25 protein-coding genes are annotated in these 25,970 nt (G+C 43.8%); 13 read left to right on the forward strand and 12 right to left on the reverse strand.

What is annotated here, in order from left to right:
- Positions 1 to 183 precede the first annotated feature (183 nt).
- The 3 genes from L3V31_RS14115 (at position 184) to L3V31_RS14125 (ending at position 3,278) form a co-directional block, all read left to right on the forward strand.
- Positions 184 to 1,767, forward strand: a complete 1,584-nt coding sequence (locus tag L3V31_RS14115; RefSeq protein WP_237316678.1) for a BCCT family transporter — start codon at positions 184 to 186, stop codon at positions 1,765 to 1,767.
- A 119-nt stretch (positions 1,768 to 1,886) separates the two neighbouring features.
- Complete coding sequence (locus tag L3V31_RS14120) at positions 1,887 to 2,276, forward strand: ATP-binding protein (RefSeq protein WP_237316680.1); 390 nt, start codon at positions 1,887 to 1,889, stop codon at positions 2,274 to 2,276.
- 159 nt (positions 2,277 to 2,435) lie between these two features.
- Complete coding sequence (locus tag L3V31_RS14125) at positions 2,436 to 3,278, forward strand: DNA ligase (protein WP_237316682.1); 843 nt, start codon at positions 2,436 to 2,438, stop codon at positions 3,276 to 3,278.
- 13 nt (positions 3,279 to 3,291) lie between these two features.
- On the opposite strand, the gene L3V31_RS14130 is transcribed toward L3V31_RS14125, so the two are convergent.
- Together L3V31_RS14130 and L3V31_RS14135 are read right to left on the reverse strand one after the other, a co-directional pair.
- Entirely contained in the window at positions 3,292 to 4,299 is a 1,008-nt protein-coding gene (locus tag L3V31_RS14130; protein ID WP_237316684.1) for a DUF3080 domain-containing protein, read from the reverse strand.
- 111 nt (positions 4,300 to 4,410) lie between these two features.
- On the reverse strand, positions 4,411 to 5,781 hold the full coding sequence (locus L3V31_RS14135) for an MATE family efflux transporter (protein ID WP_237316686.1): 1,371 nt from the start codon (positions 5,779 to 5,781) through the stop codon (positions 4,411 to 4,413).
- A gap of 284 nt (positions 5,782 to 6,065) precedes the next feature.
- Between L3V31_RS14135 and L3V31_RS14140 the strand changes: the two genes are divergently transcribed.
- Complete coding sequence (locus tag L3V31_RS14140; protein ID WP_237316688.1) at positions 6,066 to 6,686, forward strand: riboflavin synthase subunit alpha; 621 nt, start codon at positions 6,066 to 6,068, stop codon at positions 6,684 to 6,686.
- A gap of 51 nt (positions 6,687 to 6,737) precedes the next feature.
- On the opposite strand, the gene L3V31_RS14145 is transcribed toward L3V31_RS14140, so the two are convergent.
- Positions 6,738 to 6,932, reverse strand: coding sequence for a CPXCG motif-containing cysteine-rich protein (locus tag L3V31_RS14145; protein WP_237316690.1), 195 nt, complete (start codon positions 6,930 to 6,932; stop codon positions 6,738 to 6,740).
- A 231-nt stretch (positions 6,933 to 7,163) separates the two neighbouring features.
- A complete protein-coding gene (locus tag L3V31_RS14150) occupies positions 7,164 to 8,030 on the reverse strand; it encodes a fructosamine kinase family protein (protein ID WP_237316692.1) in 867 nt (288 codons plus the stop codon).
- Positions 8,031 to 8,254: 224 nt separating this feature from the next.
- On the opposite strand from L3V31_RS14150, the gene L3V31_RS14155 reads away from it, so the two are divergent.
- The 3 genes from L3V31_RS14155 to L3V31_RS14165 all read left to right on the forward strand — a co-directional run bounded on the left by L3V31_RS14155 (position 8,255) and on the right by L3V31_RS14165 (position 10,701).
- On the forward strand, positions 8,255 to 9,229 hold the full coding sequence (locus tag L3V31_RS14155) for a response regulator (protein WP_237316694.1): 975 nt from the start codon (positions 8,255 to 8,257) through the stop codon (positions 9,227 to 9,229).
- On the forward strand, positions 9,229 to 10,191 hold the full coding sequence (locus tag L3V31_RS14160; RefSeq protein WP_237316696.1) for a diguanylate cyclase: 963 nt from the start codon (positions 9,229 to 9,231) through the stop codon (positions 10,189 to 10,191). Before L3V31_RS14155 ends, L3V31_RS14160 begins: the two co-directional genes overlap by 1 nt.
- Positions 10,192 to 10,356: 165 nt before the next feature.
- On the forward strand, positions 10,357 to 10,701 hold the full coding sequence (locus tag L3V31_RS14165; protein WP_237316698.1) for a DUF3802 family protein: 345 nt from the start codon (positions 10,357 to 10,359) through the stop codon (positions 10,699 to 10,701).
- Positions 10,702 to 10,753: 52 nt separating this feature from the next.
- Here L3V31_RS14165 and L3V31_RS14170 read toward each other — a convergent pair whose 3' ends face one another.
- Positions 10,754 to 11,245, reverse strand: a complete 492-nt coding sequence (locus L3V31_RS14170) for an NlpC/P60 family protein (protein WP_346014853.1) — start codon at positions 11,243 to 11,245, stop codon at positions 10,754 to 10,756.
- A gap of 140 nt (positions 11,246 to 11,385) precedes the next feature.
- Here L3V31_RS14170 and L3V31_RS14175 point away from each other — a divergent pair, with 140 nt between their 5' ends.
- A complete protein-coding gene (locus tag L3V31_RS14175) occupies positions 11,386 to 13,392 on the forward strand; it encodes a methyl-accepting chemotaxis protein (protein WP_237316700.1) in 2,007 nt (668 codons plus the stop codon).
- Positions 13,393 to 13,705: 313 nt separating this feature from the next.
- Positions 13,706 to 14,086, forward strand: coding sequence for a hypothetical protein (locus L3V31_RS14180; RefSeq protein ID WP_237316702.1), 381 nt, complete (start codon positions 13,706 to 13,708; stop codon positions 14,084 to 14,086).
- Between the two features lie 35 nt (positions 14,087 to 14,121).
- Here L3V31_RS14180 and L3V31_RS14185 read toward each other — a convergent pair whose 3' ends face one another.
- On the reverse strand, positions 14,122 to 14,955 hold the full coding sequence (locus tag L3V31_RS14185; protein ID WP_237316704.1) for a sterol desaturase family protein: 834 nt from the start codon (positions 14,953 to 14,955) through the stop codon (positions 14,122 to 14,124).
- A 139-nt stretch (positions 14,956 to 15,094) separates the two neighbouring features.
- Between L3V31_RS14185 and L3V31_RS14190 the strand changes: the two genes are divergently transcribed.
- Positions 15,095 to 15,844 (forward strand): tRNA-uridine aminocarboxypropyltransferase, encoded by a 750-nt coding sequence (locus tag L3V31_RS14190; protein WP_237316987.1) that lies wholly within the window; start codon positions 15,095 to 15,097, stop codon positions 15,842 to 15,844.
- Positions 15,845 to 16,019: 175 nt separating this feature from the next.
- Positions 16,020 to 16,928 carry an N-acetylglucosamine kinase gene (gene nagK, locus L3V31_RS14195; protein ID WP_237316705.1) on the forward strand — a complete coding sequence of 303 codons (909 nt, stop codon included), beginning with the start codon at positions 16,020 to 16,022 and terminating at the stop codon, positions 16,926 to 16,928.
- An 81-nt stretch (positions 16,929 to 17,009) separates the two neighbouring features.
- On the opposite strand, the gene L3V31_RS14200 is transcribed toward nagK, so the two are convergent.
- The 6 genes from L3V31_RS14200 to L3V31_RS14225 all read right to left on the reverse strand — a co-directional run bounded on the left by L3V31_RS14200 (position 17,010) and on the right by L3V31_RS14225 (position 22,050).
- Positions 17,010 to 17,276 (reverse strand): DUF2960 domain-containing protein, encoded by a 267-nt coding sequence (locus tag L3V31_RS14200; RefSeq protein WP_237316707.1) that lies wholly within the window; start codon positions 17,274 to 17,276, stop codon positions 17,010 to 17,012.
- 147 nt (positions 17,277 to 17,423) lie between these two features.
- Positions 17,424 to 19,202: a bifunctional molybdopterin-guanine dinucleotide biosynthesis adaptor protein MobB/molybdopterin molybdotransferase MoeA gene (locus L3V31_RS14205; protein WP_237316709.1), complete on the reverse strand. Its 1,779-nt coding sequence runs from the start codon at positions 19,200 to 19,202 to the stop codon at positions 17,424 to 17,426.
- On the reverse strand, positions 19,199 to 19,786 hold the full coding sequence (gene mobA / locus L3V31_RS14210; protein ID WP_237316711.1) for a molybdenum cofactor guanylyltransferase MobA: 588 nt from the start codon (positions 19,784 to 19,786) through the stop codon (positions 19,199 to 19,201). The genes L3V31_RS14205 and mobA overlap by 4 nt, the downstream gene beginning before the upstream one ends.
- Positions 19,764 to 20,483 carry an energy-coupling factor ABC transporter ATP-binding protein gene (locus tag L3V31_RS14215; protein WP_237316713.1) on the reverse strand — a complete coding sequence of 240 codons (720 nt, stop codon included), beginning with the start codon at positions 20,481 to 20,483 and terminating at the stop codon, positions 19,764 to 19,766. Before L3V31_RS14215 ends, mobA begins: the two co-directional genes overlap by 23 nt.
- 43 nt (positions 20,484 to 20,526) lie before the next feature.
- On the reverse strand, positions 20,527 to 21,225 hold the full coding sequence (locus L3V31_RS14220) for an ABC transporter permease (RefSeq protein WP_237316715.1): 699 nt from the start codon (positions 21,223 to 21,225) through the stop codon (positions 20,527 to 20,529).
- A 6-nt stretch (positions 21,226 to 21,231) separates the two neighbouring features.
- Complete coding sequence (locus tag L3V31_RS14225) at positions 21,232 to 22,050, reverse strand: substrate-binding domain-containing protein (protein ID WP_237316717.1); 819 nt, start codon at positions 22,048 to 22,050, stop codon at positions 21,232 to 21,234.
- 320 nt (positions 22,051 to 22,370) lie between these two features.
- Between L3V31_RS14225 and L3V31_RS14230 the strand changes: the two genes are divergently transcribed.
- Positions 22,371 to 23,822 carry a sigma-54 dependent transcriptional regulator gene (locus L3V31_RS14230; protein ID WP_237316720.1) on the forward strand — a complete coding sequence of 484 codons (1,452 nt, stop codon included), beginning with the start codon at positions 22,371 to 22,373 and terminating at the stop codon, positions 23,820 to 23,822.
- Positions 23,812 to 25,854, forward strand: a complete 2,043-nt coding sequence (locus L3V31_RS14235) for a cache domain-containing protein (RefSeq protein WP_237316722.1) — start codon at positions 23,812 to 23,814, stop codon at positions 25,852 to 25,854. Before L3V31_RS14230 ends, L3V31_RS14235 begins: the two co-directional genes overlap by 11 nt.
- Positions 25,855 to 25,970 lie beyond the last annotated feature (116 nt).

Genomic DNA, 25,970 nt, shown 5'->3' on the forward strand with positions numbered 1-25,970 from the left:
TTATTTAGTGCCGCTGAAAATAATTTGTCTTTAAAATGCAATAAAAGCATCGATTTTGCATATTTTTGTGACTGATGTTAACATACGCCGCGATTAAAAACTTTAGAGTTCAAATTATTGGAGGGCGGTGTTGGAGTTCTTCTCAGTTGAGGAGCGTTTCAAATTAACGTTAAATTTGTATTTATGGATAAAGCTTCATTTAAAAAATATAGTATCGAGACCACAGATTATCAGGTAGGACAGGATAACGTACAAAAGTGGGGGTTTGATGTTCACAACCCTGTATTCGGAATCAGTGCCGGTCTTATCGTTTTATGTCTTATTTCACTTCTTTTAGTTGACCCAAATACCGCTCGTGACGCTTTAAACGGTGTCAAAAATGGAATCATCGAACAATTTGATGCGTTTTTCATGTGGTCAGCAAACTTCTTCGTATTATTTGCCGTTGTTTTACTGTTGTCTCCTCTGGGTAAGATTCGTCTAGGTGGTAAGGACGCAACACCAGATCATTCAAGAGTATCTTGGTTATCGATGCTGTTTGCTGCGGGTATGGGTATTGGTCTTCTGTTCTGGAGTGTTGCCGAGCCTACAGCGTACTTCACTGATTGGTGGGGAATGCCGTTAAATGCGGAGCCATACTCTGAAGAGGCGAAGTCCTTGGCGATGGCTGCGACTATGTTTCACTGGGGTGTTCATGGTTGGGGTATCTATGCCCTTGTTGCACTAGCTCTTGCCTTCTTCGCATTTAACAAGGGCTTACCACTGTCACTACGTTCTGCTTTTTACCCAATCTTTGGTGACCGTGCATGGGGGTGGTTAGGGCATGTCATCGACATCCTAGCGGTACTTTCGACTCTGTTTGGTCTGGCAACGTCTCTAGGTCTCGGTGCTCAGCAAGCGACGAGTGGTATCAACCATGTCTTTGGTCTTGAAGGTGGCATCGGTACACAAATGATCGTGATCGCCTTTGTGACATTCATTGCGGTACTTTCAGTCGTTCGTGGTATCAATGGTGGTGTTAAGGTGCTAAGTAATGTCAATATGATGGTCGCTTTTGCACTGCTGATTTTCATTACCTTCATCAGTTTCGACACCGCCTTTACGTCAATTTTTGATACGACAAAAGCTTATATCGAGTACATCATTCCTCTGAGTAATCCACACGGTCGAGAAGATGAAACTTGGATGCAAGGTTGGACTGTATTCTACTGGGCATGGTGGGTTTCTTGGTCGCCATTTGTAGGTATGTTCATCGCACGAATATCTAAAGGTCGTACAGTACGAGAGTTTATTTGCGCAGTTATTATTATTCCGACAGTGGTTACGCTAATCTGGATGGCTATCTTTGGTGGCATTGCGCTTGATCAGGTTGTGAATAAAGTAGGTGAGCTGGGTACGAACGGTTTGACGGATATTTCTTTGACTCTGTTCCATGTATATGAACAACTTCCGTACAGTTCGGTGATCTCGATTCTGTCTATTGGACTGATCTTGGTGTTCTTTGTTACGTCATCGGACTCCGGATCTTTGGTTATCGATAGCATTACATCTGGTGGTAAAATTGATGCGCCAGTACCTCAGCGAATTTTTTGGGCTTGTATTGAAGGTTCAATCGCGGCGGTGATGCTTTGGGTCGGTGGTAAAGAAGCCTTGCAAGCATTGCAGTCCGGCGTTGTCGCAACAGGCTTGCCGTTTACGCTCGTTCTACTGTTGATGTGTGTGAGCTTGGTTAAAGGCTTAAGAACAGAACTCTCTGCTTATAAATAGTCAAACTGACATAAACAATCTCAATGCCGAGCGTTATAAGCTCGGCATTTTTATTTGTTCTTTCCTTTTTAAAAAATTCATTTAGAGTTTGAGCGTAGTTAACTTCAAATTTGTCAATCATGCCTATCAACAAACTCATTCTAATTCGTGGTCTTCCAGGGTCTGGAAAAACAACACTTGCTAAACAGCTAGTACAAACGCTCGATGCTAAACATTTTGAAGCGGACATGTACTTTGAAACAGAAAGTGGGGAATACCATTTCAATCCGCAACAACTTTCTCAAGCCCATGAGTGGTGCTTCCGGCAAACTCGCAAATGGTTAAACCAAGGTAAAACCGTCATTGTGAGCAATACCTTTGTTCGACATTGGGAAATGAAGCGGTATCTGGATTTCTGCAAAAAGAAGGGGATCGAGGTCGAGATAAAAGTTTGTAACGGCGAATACCACAGCATTCACGATGTCCCAACGGAAACGATCGAGAAGATGCGCCACCAGTGGCAGGAGTAAGCATTAGGGAACTATCGAACATCCTTCTAAAACAACTTTTAAAGTTGCAGTGAATTACTGACAATAATTGTTATGAGTCGAAGAATAATTACTGATAAATAGGTAATCGAGGAAAGTTGCGCTTCAATATGGGAGCTTTTTTGAACAAGGTTCCTTCCTATGCCCGTAAAAATGACATTGATCGCACTCGCCGTTATGGCAACCACGCACGTTCAAGCCGAGCCACCTTTAGCGCCATTAGTCTCTCTCGCCGAAACCTATCAAGATGGAATTGATGTATCGGAATATTGGTACAGTGAGAAACTGGATGGTATTCGAGCTTACTGGACTGGGCAACACCTTGTAACACGCAATGGGAACAGGATTCACGCGCCGAAGTGGTTTACAGAGCCATTACCAGATTACCCTCTGGACGGTGAGCTCTGGGCCGGACGCGGTAATTTTCATTTGGTCCAGCAAACAGTGCTTGATAAAGCGCCTGTAGATAGCGCTTGGAAGAAAGTTGATTTTATGTTGTTTGATATGCCTTACTCTGCGGGTGATTATCGTAAGCGCTATTACAATATCCAAAATTTGGTGTTTGAACTGGACGAGCCACACATTAAGTACGTTGAGCACATGGCTATTCAAGATGAAGGTCACTTACTTAGCCAACTAGACAAAATCGCGTTAGCTGATGGTGAAGGTGTCATGTTACGTAAGGTATCAAGCCTTTACCAAGCAGGCCGGGGCAGTGATTTACTCAAGTTAAAACATTTCGCCGATACAGAAGCTCAGGTGATCGGCCATAAGCCTGGCACTGGTAGGTTGTTTGGAATGATGGGATCAATTCTGGTTCGTATGCCTGATGGTACTGAGTTTTATATCGGTAGTGGATTTACAGATGAGTTGCGTCGAAATCCACCACAATTGGGTTCCACTATCACATTTAGATACAACGGGGTTACTCAAAACGGAAAACCCAAGTTTGCCCGATTTTTGCGAGAGCGTTCGAAAGAGTAGCCTCGCTTAATTTTTACTTATCGACAGTTCCGACAGTCACACCACAACGCTTAAAAAGACCCTGCCAGAACTGTATGTGTTCCAGGGTTCTTTTTCTGAACATGTTGTGAGCATCTATCAATCCGTATGACTCTCCATGAAGATCCATTCTTTTCTCAACTAACATAACTCCGCTGTTTAGGCGTTGATATGTACTGTCTAAATAGGCCAGATATGGTTGTACTTCTTTTACGTAAATGGATTGAAATACATTATTCAAGTAACGAAATGTTGTGATATCGCGATTCTTACCGCAAATAATCTTACTTTGGTTTGTGTCTAGTAATTGGGTGATTTCATGCAGCCAATGGGAAGCGTTTACGAGAGAATAGTAAAGTCGGCCCACAAGGCGAGACTTCTCCAACACTTCTTGGTATTGCACCATGCGGATATCCGGTAAGCGAGAGATAGTTTTTTGAGGGGTTTCATACATATCATTTAGAGCGTTAAAAGCATCGCTCACGAGGGCAATTTGGTTTTTATTATCGACGGATAGCCAATCAGAAGCAGTGAGCTGTTTTTGCATGGTCTCACTAGCAAGTAGCAGGTTATCAAGGCGAGTATGAAGGTGACTCCATTTCTGTCCGTACAATAGTGCTAGAGTGTCTCGTTCATCTTCACTAATTGGAAAGTCATTCAAGCATGAGTTCAAAGTCCTGAGTAACGATGTCTGGTAATCTAAATCGTGAAAGGCATCCTGTACTTTACCTAGCAGCGAGTTTTTGTTTGCCAATAGATTAAACAAGCCACACTGACGAAGTTGATAGCTTTCCAGAAGCCCGAGTGTCAGTCTGGGTAATGAAAGAAATAGCTCTCTTCGAGGAGGTATCGTGATGGCCGATAAGGGCTCTATCTCTGTTATTGAAAGATCCATTACATTCGCCAAGCGTTGGTGGTATTTCTCCAGCAGCGCTTGCTCTGGGTTGAATAAGTCAGTACAACCAGAGAGTAGTATTGTTGAGAACAAAAGGGTTAGACGCACACCGATCCTTTCTAATCACTTAGCTGGGTTGGTATAAAAGTATACCTGACTGAGATTCGGTTCGATCAAAAAAGCCAGCGATTGCTGGCTTAGGTATCCAAATGAATTTTTTTACTGGACCGAAAAGTTCAACTGAACTTCTGGTTTTTGGTGGTGCATCCAACGCAATCTGACGCCTAGTAACAGAGCGGCAGTGGATAGGCCAATAATAAAACCGATCCAGAAACCTTGCGCGCCCATTGGTTCAACGATCCAGTTGGTACGACCGAGAATGTAGCCCATTGGTAAACCGAAAATCCAATAAGCAACGAAAGTACGATTAAAGATAGCACGCATGTCTTTATATCCACGCAACGCACCTGCCGCAATAACCTGGATAGCATCAGTAAACTGGTAAATAGCTGCGAGCAGTAATAATTCCATTGCAAGTTTGATAACTTCTTGGTTACTGGTATATAGCTCTGCGACAAATTCACGGAATACCACAGTTAGAAATGCAGTAACAACAGTCATCGCCGTACCAACCATGATTCCGACACGCGATGCCACTCGGGCACCAGCTACACTTTCTTCCCCAAGTTTATGTCCGACTCGAATGCTAACAGCGGCACCAATACTCATTGGCAGCATAAACACAAGAGTCGAAAAGTTAATTGCCACTTGGTGAGCTGCAACAATAATTGGACCAAGAGGGGACACCAAAAGTGCAACGACAGCAAACAGTGTTACCTCAAAAAATAGCGCAGCCGCTACAGGAAAGCCGAGCTTGAACAAACGAATTTGCGCTTTCAATTGTGGCGGATGGAATTCAGCAAAGATATTGATGTTCTTTAGTCGTTCCGAGGTAATCACATAAAATAACAGCAGCGCAAACATAATCCAGTAAACGATTGTTGTTGCGACACCACAACCAACACCACCAAGTTCTGGGGCACCAAACTTGCCGTAAACGAAAATCCAGTTCAATGGAATGTTTAGCAATAAACCAATAAAGCCAATAACCATGGCAGGTTTAGTGAGTGACATACCATCGGTAAAACTTCGTAAAGCCTGAAACAGCAGAAAAGCCGGCACCGCTAAAATTACCGCGTGAATATAGCCGATGGTTTTTTCAGCCATCAACGCTTCTATATCCATGAACCCAAGAATCAGTTGAGTTTGCAGTAGAACCACAATAATAGGGATGCTAACAAATAGCGCCATGGCGATGCCTTGCTGAATCTCGAAAGGTATTTTAATCCGGCGACCAGAGCCGTTAAGTTGTGCAACAACGGGTACCAACGCCATCAACAAGCCGATGCCAAACAAAATCGATGGAAGCCAAATGCTTGAAGCTACAGACACAGCTGCCATGTCAGTAGCACTCACGCCACCTGCCATTACAGTGTCAACAAAACCCATGCCTGTTTGAGCGACGGAAGCTATCAATACAGGGGTAGCCAATTTTATAAGGCTCGACGCTTCTTCTTTATAGTGCTGCACGAAATACTCCAAGGCGCAAAGAGAGATTAAAAGAATGAGAGAGCTCGAGAACAAAAGATGTGATGGACTGATCTAGTGGTTGATCTTAACCATGATAAGGTGGAAAAATGTCTCAGAGAGCCTCCGCGCAAATGATAAACAATTGTATCTTTATATGCCATACCTTTAACTGCATATTAACTTGAAAACAGTTTATAGTAGTTCAATAGACGAAGGGTAAACGCGTAGAAATAAACATCTCTCTAGTGTTGTTTTAATAGAGAGCAGATAAGTAGGTATAACCAATGTTTACTGGAATAGTACAGGGCACGGCAAAAGTCGTGAAGATCGAAAAGAAAGAGCGTTTTCAAACTCATGTGATCGAGTTAGATGGCTCCCTTCTTGATGGGTTAGAGATTGGGGCTTCTGTAGCACATAATGGTTGTTGTCTGACAGTAACTCAAATCGATGGGAAGCACATAAGTTTTGATTTGATGCAAGCAACGCTAGCATTAACTAATCTTGGCATTCTTAGTGAAGGAGATAGTGTCAATATCGAACGAGCGGCTAAGTTCGGTGATGAAATCGGTGGCCATAATATGTCTGGCCATATCAGCTTGATGGCGACTATTGTTGACATTATTGACACACCAAATAACCGAGCAATCTGGTTTGAATTGCCAAAAGATTCAATGAAATACGTATTAGCCAAAGGGTATATTGGCATCGATGGTTGTTCGCTAACGATTGGCGAGGTAGAAGACAATCGTTTCTCCGTACATCTGATTCCTGAAACGTTACAGAGAACACTGTTTGGCGCTAGGAAAGTGACTGAACGTGTCAACATTGAGTTCGATCCACAAACTCAGGCTATTGTCGACACAGTCGAACGTATGCTGGCAGAGAAACATATTTTAATGCAGTGATCTTTGCCACGATTTAAAAAGGAGCGTTAATGCTCCTTTTTACTTTTTTGTTTATTCGTAGTTATCGTCTACGAACAGCTCTACTTTGTCATTTAGTTCATCCACATGCATATTGAGATGAATCGCGTGACAACAAGCAGGGCAGTCATCATAAAACTCTTGGTCACCATTACTGGCGTCTAAAGTAATTCCTATTGAGTGCCCACAATGCGGACACTTTACGTGTCTTTCAGTATAGTTTTTCATACAACAACTCCTCGTATTGCAGGGCTTTTAAATTGATAGCTTGTAGAATCGCAGCCCTAACACTTACTTTGTTCCAACATCAAGAGATACTTAAATATTAAGTGTAGTTGTTGCTATTTGAATCGAAATAAGTACAAAACTTGACCCCAAACTCAACCCTGAATCTGGGGCTAATTTCCAGAGTGACATGACTCGTAAATTTACATTATGCAACGTTTAAAGTATTTCATATCAGACTGAAATAATTTTGTTGATTGTTAGCTGTGCTTGCTCTAAATAATGACCACCAAACAGATTACAATGGTTAAGGACATGGTAGAGGTTATAGATCTCTTTGCGTTCCTCATAACCAGATGATAGCGGCGTAACTGATTCATATCCTTGATAAAACTCAGGTTGAAAGCCACCAAAGAGTTCGGTCATCGCAATGTCGCACTCTCTGTCACCCCAGTAGCACGCCGGGTCATAACAAATAGGCCCAACAGGCGTCACAGCAGCATTACCATTCCATAAGTCACCATGTAACAAAGATGGCTCAGGCGTGTGATTGGACAAAAGCTGTTTCACGACGTTAACAAAGTCCTCAATATCGACCAAGGTTACGCCTTTCTCTTTCAGTAACTGTAGTTGCCATCCGATGCGCTGTTCCGCAAAGAACGTGCACCATTTTTTATGCCATTGGTTAGGTTGTAGTGTGGAACCCAGGTAATTGTCAGTATCAAACCCAAACTCTTTCTGTTCACCCCATTGGTGTAATTGAGCAAGCTGTTGGCCAAATAAGAAACTATTGTGCGCATCCTCTAATGGCTTAGTCGGAAGGTAGTTCAGGATTAAGAAAGAGTTATTTTTTGTTTTGCCGACCAGTACGACCTCAGGAACAAATACGGTGGAAGTTTCACGTAACAGATGCAGACTTTCAGCCTCAACTTGGAATTTAGAGACAAAATCACGATCATTAATTTTTACGAAATAGCGTTGCTCGCCATCATTGATCATATAGCTTTCACTGATATCTCCACCAGAAAGGCGAACTTTTTCGATGATCTGATATTCAAATAACAGCGTATCAGAAAGCTGTTGCGATATTGCTTGCCACATACAAAACCTCGCGAATCTGTTTGACCACCAATAGTTTAGGATAAACGACGAGAAATTGGCGCGTAGCTGCGCATACTTGAACAATAAATTTCTGAATCAGCTAACGAAATTTACATAAATGTGAATCGTGTCGCTTATAAGTTTATGATTTATCGCCCTATCAGATGGTTATGTACTTACACAACATGTATTATATTTTTTTTGACTTTGGTTCCATTGATAGCATGAAAGTACTGATATGTGATGACTCAGCAATCGCAAGAAAACTGATTATACGAACAATCGTGCAAAGTTCATCAATGCAGCTGATCGAAGCCCAAGATGGGTATGAAGCGCTAACGATTCTGGCGGAACAAAATATTGACATTATGTTCCTCGATCTCACTATGCCTATCATGGACGGTTTCGAAGTTCTCAAGTCATTACCCGTAAGTCGATACAAAACCCAGATAGTGATCATCTCTGGCGATGTCCAACAAGAAGCTCAACAGCGCTGCATCGAGTTAGGTGCGAAAGCATTCATTGCTAAACCATTGTCTGAAGAGCAAGTGGCCCCACTGTATGAACAACTGGGAATACAATACGCTTATAAGCCTATTGTTGAGCTCAGCCCCAAACAGCAAGTATTCGATGATCTATCTTCACTTGCAAAGTTTCGAGAAGTCGCGAATGTTGCCCTAGGGAAAGGGGCCGCCATTATGGCCGATCATTTACGTGAGTTTATTCAGTTGCCTGTTCCTCACGTAGGGCCGTTAACCTATGGCGAGCTCCATATGACTCTGGTTGATGTCATTCGGCGTGACGGTTCGATAGCGGTCGCACAACGGTTTGTTGGTGGTGGTATCCATGGTGAAGCATTAGTCTGCCTCAGAGGAAAACACATCGACCAGATTGGAGAAAGGCTAGGCTTTCAACTGGAATTCACCTCCTATAACGAAATCATTCTTAATATTTCTAACTTGTTGGTGTCTTCGTTCTTAACGTCACTAGGTAGCCAGTTGGACAAGCGGTTTTCTCTTCGCCAACCGAGTATCATCGAAACATTACCGACTTATAGCGAGCAACAGGGTAAAAAAGGGGAGCTCTTTACGATTGAATATACTTACATGGCGGAATCACTGGACTTTGAATGTGAAGTGCTCTTTCTGATAGACAAGTCATCTGTAGAAATCATTTATGAAATCATGGAGTTAATCTGATGTCCGAAATCACGCTGGACATGGCTGACTTTCACTGGGTCACGCAAATCTTGGACACAATGGATTCTGGCCTTATTGTCCTGGATCGTCAAAATAAGGTCTGCGTCTGGAATAGCTTTATGCAATCTTACAGTGGCGTACTGTCTCAAGACATTCTTGGTGAGTGTTTATTCGACCACTTTGAAGACCTGCCTAGAGCTTGGCTTGAAACAAAGTTAAAAACGTCAGCTGACTTAAAAACTCGTTCATTCTCTAGCTGGGAAAATCGTCCTTACCTTTTTAATTTTACTAACTTTTCTCCAGTATCGAACAGTAGCACATTTATGTATCAGGATATCGTGATTACGCCGCTGCGCTCTCTTTCCGGGGAAATCAGCCATATCGCCATCCAAATAAATGATGTGTCTGAAACAGCACGAAGCCGTATTTATCTCAAAGAAACCAACCAACACCTTTCAGAAATCAGTCGCAAAGACGGGCTAACTGGTTTATTTAATCGCGCTTACTGGGAGCAATCACTCAAAGAAGAATTTACCCAAATTAAAGTCATTGATGGGTCATGTTCACTGGTTATTTTTGATATTGACAATTTTAAACAGGTCAATGATACCTATGGCCACCCCGTAGGGGATGAAGTGATTCGCAGAACGTCGGGGTTGTTGAGAAAAACAGCCCGAAGCAGCGACATGTGTGGTCGTTTTGGTGGGGAAGAGTTCACGGTGTTATTAAAAAACACAAACCAGGAACAGGCCAGCTATTTTGCAGAACGGTTACGTAAACGCGTAGAACAAGAGACCGTGAAAGTTGAAGATTTTCTGATTAACTACACAATCAGTATCGGCGTATGCGAATACCAACCTCACTTTGAAAACCATATACAATGGTTAAAAAGTGCAGACTCCGCTCTGTATCGCGCCAAAGAAAATGGGCGAAACCAAAGTTGTGTATATGGCGACGAGTGAATCAGAAAATCAAGACTCATTTCTATATTGTTGGTTACTCGCTGTCCAGTTGATTCGTAAATACGTATTTCTATGACATAAGTTAGTGAAATTTCTTAGTAATGTCTTACTATTGATACAGCCTTGCTTCCAGCTTTCTTGTCTTGACATTAATGGAGAAATACAGTGGTTGTAGAAACGGATGGTTACCTTGCTCTTATCGAACACTTGTCGCTTAATCTAAATATCTTTACCACCGAGCGCGGCGATACAGGTTCGGAAAGTATCGAAGACGTGGTTACCGATATGGTGGCATCAAATATCATGATGATTTTCGAGCAAAACCCAGAACTTCATTCCAGTGTGCGTTTTAAATTATTAAAAGAAGCGGATGCCGTAGTAGAAGACTTGGGTGAAGTCCTCGCTGGAGTTTGGGGTAAGAAGGCGACCAATGAACAGATTACTTTTCTGGAAGAGTACGTCGCATTGGTGAAAAATCTTTTTGATAACGCAGTAGCAATTTACGACTAGAGGCTCATGTTGTTTGAGTCGCTATTTTTTATCGATCAAAACTATCATGACGTTACAGTGTCACTCTTCTGATTTGCCAAAATTTTGATGCCCAGTAGGGGTTGTCAATCCTAGAAATAATGACCCCTTTCGATGTGGACGCGTGCATAAACTGCTTGTTCCCCAAATAGATACCAACATGATATGTTGTTCTTCTGGTTTTAAAAAAGACAAGGTCCCCTTGTTTGGCCTCATTCCATCTTAGCTCAATACCTTGTTTAGATTGTTGCTTAGTCGTTCTTGGCAAAGCAAGTTGATACGCTTCCACAAATGCTTTTTGCACGAAGGCAGAACAATCAATACCTGACTTTTGTGTGCCGCCTAATCGGTATGGGGTGCCGTGCCACTCGTTATAAAACTTCAGTAACTCCGGTTTGCTAGCCAAAGTTTTCGCAGGGGGAACTGTCACAGCCACGGCTTGGTCTGCGGGTTCAGGACCCGACGAACAAGCTGTCATAAGTGTGCTGATTATCAAAGGGAAATAAATACTACGCAAATCATCCACCTACCATTCAAGTGACTAATACATGAAATATTATTGTCATAATCAATCCATACTATTGAACGCCTATCACGGTTTTATCAACTTTATGTGATGGAAACACAGTAAAACCGTTCAAACCTAAGAAAGAATAAAAATTGATTATGGCAACGCGCAAACGCTCACGCTTTTCACTCTCACTGATTCAGACGATCAGTGCAATATTTTTAACTATCATTGCACTTGTTATAGCGCTTTCTGCTTCAAGTTTCAAAGGAATGGGACAGATCGGAGAACAATTTGAAGAGCTGTCTCAAAAAGCATTACCTATGGCAATGGCCAACGCCAAGTTAACCAGAAATGTTCTCGAGATCGTTAAATTGCTAAACCATGGCATGCAAGTTACCGAACCTAAAGAACTCCCTATAATCGAATCACAAATAGAAGCGTTAGCTATTCAATCTGAGGGTTTAACGGAAAAAACCTCTGGTGTTGCGGTTTCGCTTTCAAATGAATTAAAAACCAAAATCGAAAAGTTACACAACATCACTCAAGCGATATTGCTAAAGCAGAAGGCAGTGATCCAGATTCAATCAGACATAAATTCTGCGGTTGGTGGGTTTCGCTACGGTCTAAGCTCTATCGGCCCGGAAATGAACCGCATCAGCTCTTTTCTGAGCGCAGACGATCCTCAATCAAGTGACGCTGCCAACCGGTTTATTGCTTCAGCAAGTTCGATGGAAAGCACTTTTTTAATGATGCTGACGCATACTGACCTAACAAAAGCGGAAAAAGAATACCGTGAAATGCGAAACCGAATCGCAGGGATTAACCTCGCATACTCAGATTTCCAAGCACTGCACCCTGAAGTCGGTGACTATGCCAGTCTAACCGCGCCTTATGAAATGGTAAAAGCAGGCTTTACTGACAAAGGTATCCTGCATTTGATTCTTGCTAAACTGGAACAAAGCGAACAACAACGAACGGAATTTAAACAAGCTTCCCAGCTCGCTGACGAGACGATGCTGTTACTTGACCAAGTTTCACTTGCGGCTTCTGATTTGATTGATGAGAGAGAAAACGTGGTAAATACGACGATAGAAACCGTTAGCTTAATGGTCATTATCGCCGCTGTGGTTATCTCAATTATTATTTTCGCAACCTTGATTGGCCTAAGGAGCTGGACGAATCGTGGACTACAATCGGTCCTTAGCCGATTATCGGCACTGACCGAACACGATTTCCGAGAGAAAGCCGATGAGGTGGGACCTGAAGAACTGAAAGAGGTGGCGCGTAAACTGAATTTGGTCATTGATTCCACCTATGACTCCATCTCTACGGTGACTCGAAATTGTGAGACGCTTTATCAAACGGCGGAAATCAGCCATACCGCCGCAGAGCAGACTAATGAAGGACTCAGTAAACAAAATGAAGCCTTAGTGAGTATGGTCACGACCATCACACAGTTGGAAGCCTCGATACGAGAAATAGCCATGGTGACGAACGCTTCAGCCGAAGATGCTCTTGTGGCGACAACGCAAACCGAAAAAGGGGGTGAAGTTGTTGAACTAAATCGCGCTAGACTGGAGTCACTAGAGACGTCATTTACTATGAATGAACAGTCCATACTGGATCTCGATGAGCGCGTGAAACAGATCCGTGAGATGGTCGATATGATCAGCGGTATTGCTGACAACACTAACTTATTGGCATTGAATGCAGCGATTGAAGCGGCGCGTGCAGGTGAGCAAGGACGTGGTTTTGCGGTGGTAGCAGATGAAGTGCGTAAACTCGCCAGCGATACGTCTCAACAAACGACCAATATTCGGGCAATGATGAATGAGTTGACGACGGCGGCAGAGCGTTCTCGACAAGCCGTGAGCGATTCCCGGGAAGAAATGACACATGCACTAGTATCGAGTCATGAAGTTAAATTGGTATTTTCCGACATCAATAACGCCGTTAAGCTCATTCAAGAACGTGTTGAACAGATCTCTGTCGCGACAGAAGAGCAGGAGCGCGCAACCGCTGATGTGTCACAATCCATCGCACAAATATCGGAACAAGGCGAGCAAACAAAGCTGCGACTTGAATCTATGGTTGAAAGCTCGGAACAAGTGGCAGAAATTGCTGGTCATCAACAAGCTATGCTTCACAAGTACGACCTGTAAACCATAAGTAAACCGACGACAAGCCAAGGTCGAGTCTATGGACTGCCTTGGCCTTTTTCTGCCAGTTTCGCATCCCAAACATGCTTACTGAACCATGCAAGTCAAAGTTATTCGGTGATACATGCGCTCTCAAGCGTGCGAATTTGATAACAAGTAACTATCCTTGCAGTAGCAGCATGTTCGTAACCGAATACATCTCCACAAGCTTGGTCATGCACAAGGACATGGTCGGTCCCAAAAATTGCCACAAAACTATAAATTATTCGATTAGTTCTTTATGCTCTTCGCTATTAACTAAAGTAAGGAAACGATGATGGATAAATTCGTAGTGTTTCTCTTATGCCTTCTTTTGACGATTGGCGGTGTTGTTCACATTTATGACAACATTGCCGATGGTTTATTTCCTTATGATTTTGCCCCGCGTTGGTTAAATATCTACTGGAGTTTATTGGGCATTTTCGACCTGTTGGCAGCTTACCTTTTGATTCGATACCGCAGGGCAGGTCTGGTATTGATGTTGATGATCTTGTTGACCAATGTGATTTTTAACTCTCACGCACATTACTCGTTGGAAATATTAGATAACAACACGGCCTTACAGATGAAGACGCTATTTTTAGGTTTTGCTATGGGCGTATCTATATGGCTTTGGAACGCTCGGAAGAATCGACAGTCGCGCCAGATTTTCCGGTAATATAGTCAAAATCAGTTTTTGAGGGAATGCGAGTGTCATTCCAAATCAATGTCATTTTTTGTCTTAGCACGATAGCGGAATGGTTGGGTAAGAAGCTTATCCAGCCTTTGCTCTTGTTCATCTCTGATGTCAAGTGAACCAATGACAATATGTTCATGCCCACGCTCTGGCTGTGCGCAGTACGTCGAAAACATTCGATCCCACACAGATAAAAAGAATCCAAAGTTAGAATGCGTTTCTCTTGGAATGACAGAGTGATGCACTCTATGCATATCCGGAGTAACAATCGCTTTCCTTAGCCATGCATCTACAGGTAATGCAAGCTTCGCATTACTGTGATTGAACATCGCACTTGCATTTAGAATGATCTCAAACGCAACAATGGAGATTGGAGAGACACCGAGCATAAACACCGCACCGATTTTAATCACCATAGAAATCAAAATCTCAATCGGGTGGAAGCGTGCACCCGTCGTGACGTCAATATCCATGTCAGCATGATGCATACGATGCAGTTTCCACAATATCGGGATACGATGGAATATAACGTGTTGCAGATAAATAACAAAGTCGAGCAGTATGATCGAGAGAAGTACGTTTAGCCAAATAGGAAATGACAGTAATTGAAATAATCCCCACTGATTTTCGGTCACAATGATACTTGCTTGGAATGCAGCGATAGGCATGACTAACGCGATAACAACACTGTTAAGCGCGACGAGTGAGAGGTTGTTAACCCAACGAAAAGCGCGAGACACCGTTAATACTTTTCTGGGTAGTGCGTTTTCCCATAACGTGCAAAGCAATAACACACCGACAAAGCAACCGAGCCTTATCCAAGAGGGGTCGTTAAATGCTGTTTCTGTCACAGAAGTTCCTCTCAATTATCGATTCTGTCTGAACAGACCAAATTCAGTGCCAATTTCTTTCGCTATCTATACCTTACCTTGAGGCTTAGCGGTTATGCCAGTAGAATCGCGCTCTACTTTTTATTTGGCATTGCTACTCATGAGAATTCACGCTTTTCACCGTTTATATCAGCACCGTCAGTCTATTTCGACAAAGACTTTTAACGCGCGAGGCTGTAAAGTTATTCGCTGTCAATATTGTCAGGTCTCACAACAGCACTGCCTGTGTGAACTACAGCCAAATATCAAATCCAACCTCGCTTGTATGTTGATTGTATCGGAAAACGAAGTGTTTAAGCCGAGCAATACGGGTCGCCTGATTGCCGATACCATTGAGGAAACCTATGTATACCAATGGAACCGGACGGAACCTTCCAATGAGATGCTCGCGCTATTAAAAAGTGATGAATATCAGCCAGTGATCATATTCCCCGCAGATTATGTCGATGACACTTCACGATTAATGGACAGCCTGAGCCCTGAGATATTAAGAAAACCGGAAAGCAGCAACAAGAAATGGCTTTTGATTTTTATTGATGGCAGTTGGCGTGAAGCGAGGAAGATTTTCCGCCGTTCTGACTATCTACAATCGTTACCCGTATTATCGATACAACCAGAAACACTCTCTGAATACATCATGAGACGTTCTGAGAACGAACAGCATCTCTCCACGGCTGAAGTTGCCACTTTAGTACTTAAACAGGCTGGTGAGCACCAAGCTTCAGAGTGTCTTCAATTGTGGTTCGAAGCTTTTAGAGAAACCTACATGTTGACCAAAACGCGGGTCAAAACGGATCCCAGCCGTCCGCATCTACATCGTTTCAAAGCGTGGGCAAAAACTGAGAACTGACTCTAAGGAATGAGTTTTTGTTGATCGCTTGTTGTTCAACTGGCTTAAGTGAGAGGATAAATCTGGATTTGGTCACGGTTTGTAGGCGTATAGATATGGATAATGCCAGAAGTTTATCTTTTTGACTCCAGTACTGTTTTTGGAGTCGTTTTAGCACTTTTTAGGAGAGAATTGCATGTATTATGGCTTTGATGTCGGTGGTACAAAGATTGAGTTTGGTGCATTTAACGAAAAGCTAGAGCGTGTAGCAACTGAACGTGTACCAACACCAACGGATAACTATGAACTGTTGGTTGACACTATCGCTGAACTTATTAGTAAGTACGACGCTGAATTTGGCTGCGAAGGTACAATTGGCCTAGGTCTTCCGGGAATGGAAGACGCTGATGATGCGACCGTATTGACAGTAAATGTACCAGCTGCGAAAGGCAAACCACTACGTGCAGATCTTGAAGCGAAAATCGGTCGCTCTGTGAAGATCGAAAACGACGCAAACTGTTTCGCGCTTTCAGAAGCTTGGGATGAAGATCTACAAGGTGAACCATCTGTACTTGGTTTAATCTTGGGTACGGGTTTTGGTGGCGGCTTTATTTACGATGGCCAAGTATTCTCCGGTCGTAACCACGTAGCGGGAGAGGTTGGCCATATGCGTCTTCCTATCGATGCATGGTTCCACCTAGGTGACAACGCACCACTGCTTGGTTGTGGTTGCGGTAAGAAAGGTTGTCTAGATAGCTACCTATCAGGCCGAGGTTTTGAGCTGATTTACGCGCATTACTTCGGCGAGCAGAAAAAAGCGATCGATATCATCAAAGCGTATGGCGAGGGTGAAGTTTCAGCAGTTGAACACGTTGAGCGCTTTATGGAACTGCTAGCAATCTGTTTGGGTAACATCTTTACCGCAACAGACCCAGATGTTGTCGTGTTGGGTGGTGGTCTTTCTAACTTCGATCTCATTTACGAAGAGATGCCAAAGCGTATTCCAAAACACCTGCTTTCTGTAGCGAAATGTCCAAAGATCATCAAAGCAAAACATGGTGACTCGGGCGGTGTTCGCGGTGCAGCGTTCCTAAACATCAAGTAAATAGCTAGCTTGGCTTAAGTACCCAGATTTAATAAAAGCCCTGTTGCGAATTGAGCAACAGGGCTTTTTGTTTATTGCAACTTATTTATTCTTTTTACCGACGCCCAAGTTTTCTTTTTGAGCCAGAGTGATTTTAGTAAAACCAAGCTTTTTAAAGTGGTTATCACGGTAGTTTCGAACGGCTTTGGTATCAGAAATAGCTTCAATTTGCTGTTCCATCTTTAGGTATTCAGAAATATCTATACCTTCTGCTTCAGCAACGGCTTCATGAATATTGCGATGTTGCTGGTAAGAGAACGTCAGTTCTTTGTCTTCGTTCTTGTATGTGTAAAGAATGGTGCGAGCCATAATAATCTCTCGAATAGTGTGTTAATGCTTTCAGTGAAATTGAGCCATGCCTACCGTAAGCAGCGAAGGATAAACCTCAAACTCCACTAAAAACGAAAGGCCAGCACAGCTGACCTTTATAAAATCGTTGCTAGTAACCTATTGGGGCTAGATTCTGCCTTGAAGAGGGATGATTGTCACGTTTTCTCCCACTTTAACTGTATCGATAGCAGGGGATATTTCGATTAGACAATTCGCTTCACTCATCGAGCGCAAAATGCCGGAGCCTTGCTTACCTGTCGTGCGAACGGTGAGGCGGCCGGTTTCGTCTAGCTGATAGAATCCGCGGCTAAACTCAGTTCTGCCTTGGCGAGAGCGTAAGTTTTCCGTTGCAACCGCCTTGACTTTTAATGGTTGCCAGCCTTGTTCTCCCTGCATTTTTCGGATTGCTGGCTCAACGAAGTTGATGAACGACACCATTACGGCAACAGGGTTACCCGGTAAACCAAAAAATGGCTTACTGTTTATTTGGCCAAACGCAAGTGGGCGACCAGGGCGCATGTTGATACGCCAAAAGTCAATTTGTCCCAACTTTTCCAGAGCTAACTTAATGTAGTCCGCATCACCAACAGACACGCCACCAGATGTCATTACCATGTCTGCTTGCTGGGATGCTTGATCCAATGCTTCGATCATCTGTTGTTCATTGTCTTCCAGAATACCGAAATCCAAAATCTCACACCCGAGCTGTTCAAGCATACCCATAATGGTAAATCGGTTTGAGTCGAAGATTGAATTAGGCTTCTGCTTGGTTCCTGGCGCTTGCACTTCGTCACCGGTTGAGAAGACTGCGACTTTGAGTTTACGAAAGACACTTGCGTGCCCGAAACCAAGAGAGGCGATCATCCCCATTTCCGGAGAGGCAAGGCGAGTACCAGATTTAAAAACGTTACTGCCAATTTCCAGATCTTCACCAGCTTGACGAACGTTCTGACCTGCTTTTATGCCTGAAGCATTAAACGTTACCTTGTCACCAGTTTGTGTAGCCTGTTCGCGCATCACCACCGTGTCACCATTAACCGGTGTGGGTGCTCCCGTCATGATTTTAACCGCTTGCCCCATCTCCAACGGTTTATCGTAAGCATGGCCAGCGAGGACTTCAGCCATCACTTGATAGCTATCTCGTGCAAGATCGTCACTGCGAATAGCGTAACCGTCCATTGCCGAGTTTGTGTCTTGAGGCACATTAACCGGAGAAACGATATCATTGGCTAATACTCGTCCGTAGCTGCACTCGACTTCGCAGGCTTCAACGTCAGTCAGAGGATGAACTAACGACAGAATTTTCTCCTGGCCTTGTTCCACAGATAGGAAAGCAGGGGATAAGGTGTCACAACACGCTGCTTCTTTTTCTTTCGCTTTCGGTTGTTTAGCTGCATTGACATACTGAAGAACAAACTCTGCGATAGCATCCAGATCGTTTATGCTCATTTGTGGTAATTCGGATTCCAGCTCAACACTATCGGAGGCAATCGCAATAATGTTCTCGTCGTGAGGGTGAAGCCACGGCTTACCAACTTCCTCACGGTGAAGTTCAATTTTTGGAAAGGCGATATTTTTACAGCCTTCTACCAGAATGACGTCCAGTTGGTCTTCATCAAAACGAGTCAACAGGTATTCGAACTCTGCCTCAGCATCCGGAGTTTCAGTCATCAAAGCAAAACGATTTCGGGACGCGATCAACATTTGCGAAGCGCCAGCTTTGCGTAATCGATAGCTGTCTTTACCTGGCTTATCGACGTCAAAATTGTGGTGCGCGTGTTTTAACATACCGATACGTAAACCCGCGTCGGTCAGTTTTGGTAACAAGGCTTCCAGTAACGTGGTTTTACCAGTACCAGAGTAAGCGGCAAAACCAAGAATAGGGATATTTAGCGAGAGTTTCATGATTCTAATTGTCCAAATTGCGCCAGTTCTTGCGGAGTGTTTAAGTTGACGAAACAGTTTGGTGAGTCACTGAAATCAACGTAGCTGGTGTGACACTCTTTATAAAGCAAAATGATCTTTCTATCACCACGCTCCAAAAATGCCGTCAATTTTGGCAATACGCGTTTGTGATACATAGTGAAAACTGGTTGCTGGTGATCACCATCATGCGCGACCAAAATATCAGTGTCATCTTTGACTTCCTGACAAAAACGTTCAACTAAATCGGTATTAATTTGTGGGCTGTCACATGGAACAAATCCAACCCAATCCGTTTGGGCGTGCACTAATCCAGCATGAATGCCACCCATCGGGCCCGGATAATCTTTGAATTGGTCACTGAAGACGAAACCAAACTGACGGTATGCGTCTTGGTTTCGATTAGCATTGATTAAAATGCTTGGTGTTTGTGGTGATAGACGTTCAATGACATGTTTAATGAGTGGCTTCTGATTTAGCTCTATCAGGCCTTTATCTTTTCCACCCATGCGGCTGGCTTGACCACCAGCTAAGATGACCCAACTAGTTTGTGTTGGTTGAAGCATATGCATTCTCTTGGGAGTTTTCTTTTGGTATGACATATAACAGTGGTGACTCTACCAAAGTCTTGTTTTTAATCCACCACTGTTTTTTACATAAATCGGTTAGCGCGTTGGTTTGATGGCTCGTGATAACAATACTAGAGCCACGATTCAACAGATCTTTGGCCATCACGACTAATCGCTCGATCGATTCTGCGTCTAGTGAAGCACTTGGTTCATCCATCAATAAAATCGACGGCTTTAAGATCCATGCTCTTGCCATAGCAACACGCTGCTTTTCGCCACCTGACAATACAGAGATATGTTCATCGGCTAAGGTTTCCAAACCTACCATGCGCAGCGCGTTGATAACTTGCGCTCGCTTATCTTTTGCGTTGTCGTGCTGATATTTCATGCCATAAACAACGTTTTCGTAAACGCTGCCGTCAAATAGGTAAGGAGATTGGTGGAGATAAATGACGTCGACACGACCATTTCGGCGGGTCAGTTTCTTCAGCCAGGTATCTTTCGGCGCGGCTACAGTACCAGTTGATGCTTTTAACAGGCCAGCGAGGATTTTCAACAGTGTTGTTTTTCCGACGCCGTTATCGCCTTTTAGATAAATCGCATCGTTTGGTCCAATTGTTAGTTCGGGAATGTGGAACAGCACGCGCTCTTTAAAGCGCATGGACAATTGCTCGGCGGTAATTTTTATAGTCATAGTACGCCTCTACATAGAATAGAAAACGAGTCGATCATTAGCTTCATGTTCTGAGGTAGCCTTTGCCTCTCATACTCGATAGAAAGAAGTTTAGTGCTAATGCTAAGGATAGTAATACAATTCCTAATGCAACACCTTGCGCAAAAGCACCTTTACTACTTTCCATTGCGATTGCTGTCGGTATATTACGCGTCACGCCCATAATGTTGCCGCCCACCATCATCGAACAACCGACTTCTGTAACGATTCGTGAAAAGCCTGCAATGACGGCTGCAAGTAACGGAAATCGCGTTTCCCAAATCATGGTTGCGGCGACACGCGGAAGGGATACCCCCAAAGTAATCGACGTTTCAATCATACGACGGTCGCTCGACTGCAGAGCACCATGCATCATCGAAACTAACACTGGAAAACAGATCAACATCTGACCAAATATCATCGCTTTCTGCGTAAACAGCATTTGCCAGCCACCCCAAGGGCCAGCTCTCGATAAAAGCATGTACAGCAATAAACCGATGACGACGGTTGGCACGGCTTGAAGCGTATTGACGATCGACAGTAAAAACCATTTACCACGAAAATCGGTGTACGCGAGCGCAAAGGACATCAGAATCGCCGGCAATACCACTAAAGATATTGCCGTAATAGAAACGCTAAAGGAGACCGCGACGATCTCCCAAAGCTCAGCATCGAAATTCACCAGCAGCTTCAGTGCTTCTAGTGTTGTTTCAGCAAGATCCATAATGCGCTATTTACTTTCCGCATTCGCCACAAACAGCGGTTTGCCGTTGAGACGAAAGCTGTTAATTAGTTCCTGCCCATGTTGGTTAACCAGCCAATCACTGAATACTTTAGCGCCTTTATGATTAATGGTTGGGTAACGTTCAGGGTTGACTAAGATCACCTGATAAGGGTTAAACAGCATTTCATCCCCTTGGAACAGGATCTCCAGATCCAATTTGTTTTGGTATGCCAACCAAGTACCTCGGTCTGTCATTGTGTAGCCTTGCATTTCTGATGCCATGTTCAGAGTAGGGCCCATGCCTTGGCCTACACTGCGGTAGCCACCAAAGTTTGGTTCAATTTTTGTTTGCGCCCAAAACCCCATCTCTTTCTTATGTGTGCCAGAATCATCTCCACGAGAAATAAAAGTGGCATCTTTATTTGCGATTTCTTTAAACACATCAAGAACGGTTTCGTCATCTTTGATCTCAGCTGGATCGGCTTTAGGGCCAACAATCACAAAATCGTTGTACATTAGCTTACGCGGCTGAACTCCGTATCCTTTCTCTACGAATAGGCCTTCTGCTTTAGGCGCGTGAGTCATCACCAAATCTACATCGCCATTTTCACCCATTTTGAGTGCTTTGCCGGTACCCGCAGCAATTATGTCGACTTTATAGCCCGTCTCTTTTTCGAATTCTGGAAGCAGGTAATCCAGCAGTCCAGAGTGGTAAGTGCTGGTAGTGGTTGCTAAGCGAATGTGTTCGCCATCTTGAGAGGAAAAAGCAGAGGAACTTACTAGTGTGATTGACGTTGCTGCCAAAGTTAGGGCAATTTTTTTCATTTTTATTTGTTTCCTTTCCAATGATGATTCGGTTTCTTTTACGTTTAACGCGTTAGAAGTTCCAAAGCGATCTTGATTGCTCAAATCACAAGCCTTCCTTGAGAGTCAGACTCAAAGAGTCCAACATATTGGCGACTTGGATACCCCTTATAGCAAACAAGATGCCAACAATATTCAACCTGAAATTGTTCTATTTATGCGCCATTTCATAGACTTGTTTGCATAAATTTTCTCACTGGTACAAAATGTCTCAGTTATTGAGGAGGGTACCCCTGTAGCGTTGGTACACTCTGTCCCACCTGAAACCGTCTGGGGTAAATATGTCTGTGCAACCCAATATTAGTACAAAGCAACAATATAACGCCTTTTCTGTGCTGGTCGTTGATGACGAATCAGGCATGCAAGCCATTTTAAAAAAAGCATTGGGTAAACTCTTTTCTCAGGTTGATACGGCTGGCTGCATTGAAGAAGCAGAGCAACTAAGAAGCTCGCGCCATTATGATTTGATTCTACTCGACATTAATTTGCCCGGCCGCTCGGGAATAGAGTGGGAGGAAGCGTTTACCGATGATGAAAAAAGAGCAGATGTCATATTCATGACCGGCTATGCCGATCTTGAAACCGCGATTCGTGCACTACAGCTTGGGGCTTCAGATTTTATTCTCAAACCTTTCAATCTCGATCAAATGCTTAAATCAGTAACCCGTTGTATGGATCGTCGATTGAATGAGCGTATGCAATATGCGATGAAACGTGATTATCAACGTTACAACAGCTCGGCAATCATAGGTGGCTCAGAGAAAACACGTCAGCTTAAGTTACTTATTAACCAGTTTGCACCATCACGTGCATCGGTATTAATTGAAGGGGAGTCGGGCACAGGGAAAGAGTTAGTTGCTCGTGGTATCCACCAGGCGAGCGGCAGAAGTGGCCCATTCGTACCCGTCAACTGCGCAGCGATAGCGCCAGAGCTATTAGAAAGTGAACTTTTTGGTCATACTTCCGGCGCGTTCACCGGTGCGAAAAAATCGCGTGAAGGTTTATTTAGAGTGGCCAATGGCGGAACGCTTTTCCTTGATGAAATCGGTGAAATGCCATTGTCGATGCAAGCATCACTTTTACGTGTGTTAGAGCAGCGTACAATCAGGCCAGTTGGCTCAGAGAAAGAAATAAGCATCGATGTCCGTGTTGTCGCCGCAACTAACCGAAATTTGCAGGAGGAAGTGAATCAGGGTAACTTCCGTAGCGATTTGTATTACCGCCTTAACGTCCTAAAGATTGAAGTGTGCCCACTTCGAGAGCGTAAAAGTGATCTCTTTGAGCTCATCCCTTTCTTCAGCAACATGTTAACCCGCGAGTTAGGAATGCCCGCCCCTAAGTGGGCGCATGAAGATATGGAAGCGATGAGCGAATACGATTGGCCAGGTAACATTCGTGAGTTAAAAAACCTGATTGAACGTTGCATCTTATTAGGTAAGCCGCCTGCTCATCATTGGCGAGAAGTAAACGGCTCGCACACCTTGCCAAATGTTTCTATGACCGTTTCACATACAGCCGAGCTTCCAACGCTTAAGGAAAGTAACGAGTTTTTAGGCGACGGTTATCCCAATAGCTGGACGCTTAAGGAAGTTGAAAAAGCGCACATTCAACAGGTGGTCACTCTACACGATGGTAACAAATCAGCGGCAGCGCGTGATTTAGGCGTGGCGCGCAAAACATTAGAGCGTAAGTATAAAGAGTGGGACGCAGAGGGTGAGGAATATGCCAACTGAGTGGCAGCAACACAAAGGATTATCTAAGTGGACGCACCGGTTTAAAAGCATGGTGCGTTATCGGTTGTTAATTCTGACGTCAGCGCCTATCTTTATGACGCTGCTTGCGTTGATTGCCATCACCATTTATTGGTCTATTCAATACACGTGGCAGAATGCGCTGCTTGATGTTTCCGAACGCTTGGGGGTTGCAGAAAATAGTGTCGAGCTGTTGCAACAAAAGCAAGCTAACTACGTTAGGGCGTTCGCAGATTCTTATGATTTTCACAACCGTATCAATCAAAATACGCCAGCGGAAGAGCTCCAGGCTTGGGTCTCGACTCAGAAGCATCGTTACGGGTTAGATTTTCTCTCTTTCCAACACATGAACTCAGTAGAAGACAAATTCCGCTTTATGGATTTGACTAAGCGGGAGTCGTTCTTCGATATATTGAATAAAGAAGAACTGGATCAACTTGACCCTGAACTGGCTAAACGGGCAGAGGTGCCTATCGTGAGCGAAGACAGTGGAACGGAAAACCGCGGGTTAGTAAGCCGAACGGTTATTCCTGTGTATAGTCGTTCTAACGATTTAATCGGCTTCTTGGACGGAGGATTACTCCTCAACAACAGTACCGTGTTGGTAGACCAGATCCGCGACCTGATTTATCCCAATGTAAATGACCGATTACGACCAGTGGGTACCCTGACACTGTTTCTGTCTGATTTACGTGTGAGCACCAACGTACCACTAGATAGTGAGCATCGTCTTGGCAGAGCGATTGGCACCAAAGTGAGTAACGAAGTGTCTGAGCAAGTGCTAAGCAAAGGTGAGATGTGGGTAGGCCGGGCTTTCGTCTATGACGCTTGGTATATCACGGCTTACCAGCCCATTAAAGACCAGTATGATAACGTGATTGGCATGCTATATACCGGGTATTTAATGTGGCCATTTGTGAAAGCGTATATGACGAACATCGCGGAAGTCAGTCTTATAACCCTGATGCTGCTTCTGATATCCGGAGTGATGGTGTATCGAGGTTCCCGCGATTTATTCCGACCAATTGAACGTATTCATAAGGTTGTAAAGCTGGTTCAACTGGGTAAAGAAAAGCGTATTGGACCTTTAGGGCTAAATGACGATCATGAGCTGGCACAATTGGCGAAGCAGTTCGATAACATGCTGGACGCACTGCAAGAACGAAAGATAGAGCTGAAGAATGCAGCCGCACAGTTAGAGTGTAAAGTTCAAGAACGTACGGCCAGTCTACGAGAAAAGACCCAAGAGCTAGAGTTACACATTCAGCTACTGAATCAAACCCGGGACAAATTGGTGGTTCATGAAAAGCTCTCTGCCCTCGGAGAACTTACTGCGGGCATTGCCCACGAAATCAATAACCCAACGGCGGTGATCCTCGGCAATATCGAACTCATTCATTTTGAACTTGGTGAGGATGCGAGTCGGGTTCAAGAAGAAATTGACGCCATTCACGTGCAAATTGATCGCATTAGAAACATCACCCGTAGTTTGTTGCAATACAGCCGACAGGGTGGCGTACAAGATGAGATCACCTGGCAGCATGTCAACCCGATCATCGATGAGAGTATTACCTTGGTTAAAACGGGAACGAAGAAGCGTGACGTTGAATTTGTTACCGACCTCCATGCTCATACTTCAGTCGAAATTAATCGCCACCATTTACTACAGATTTTGGTTAACTTACAGATGAATGCGATTCACGCCATGAACGGTAAAGGTAAGTTGGTCGTAACCAGCGATGACTGGATGGAAGGTAACGAGATCAGAGGTGCGGTTATCCACGTTGCAGACGAGGGCTGTGGTATCAAGCCAGAAAACGTGAGTCGTATTTTCTCTCCTTTCTACACAACTAAGCGTGATGGCACGGGCTTGGGGCTTTCTGTGTCTCAAAGTATTCTTAGCCAAACGGGTGGGGAGCTAAAAGTGGAGTCCGAGTGGGGCAAAGGCAGTGTATTCAGTATTTATCTGCCCAAAAAAGCTGATTTAATGCTCGAGGTCACCAACATCGCTTAATCAGTACTGATTACTTACCGTTATATGCATAAATCAAAGGTGTTCTGAATAATTAATAAAAACAAAACTTGCAGTGTGTAGCCTTAACAAGTACCGTTGCCCGGTTTTTATAAATA

This window comes from Vibrio sp. J1-1 (genome assembly GCF_021728395.1).
In the GTDB taxonomy this organism is placed as follows: domain Bacteria; phylum Pseudomonadota; class Gammaproteobacteria; order Enterobacterales; family Vibrionaceae; genus Vibrio.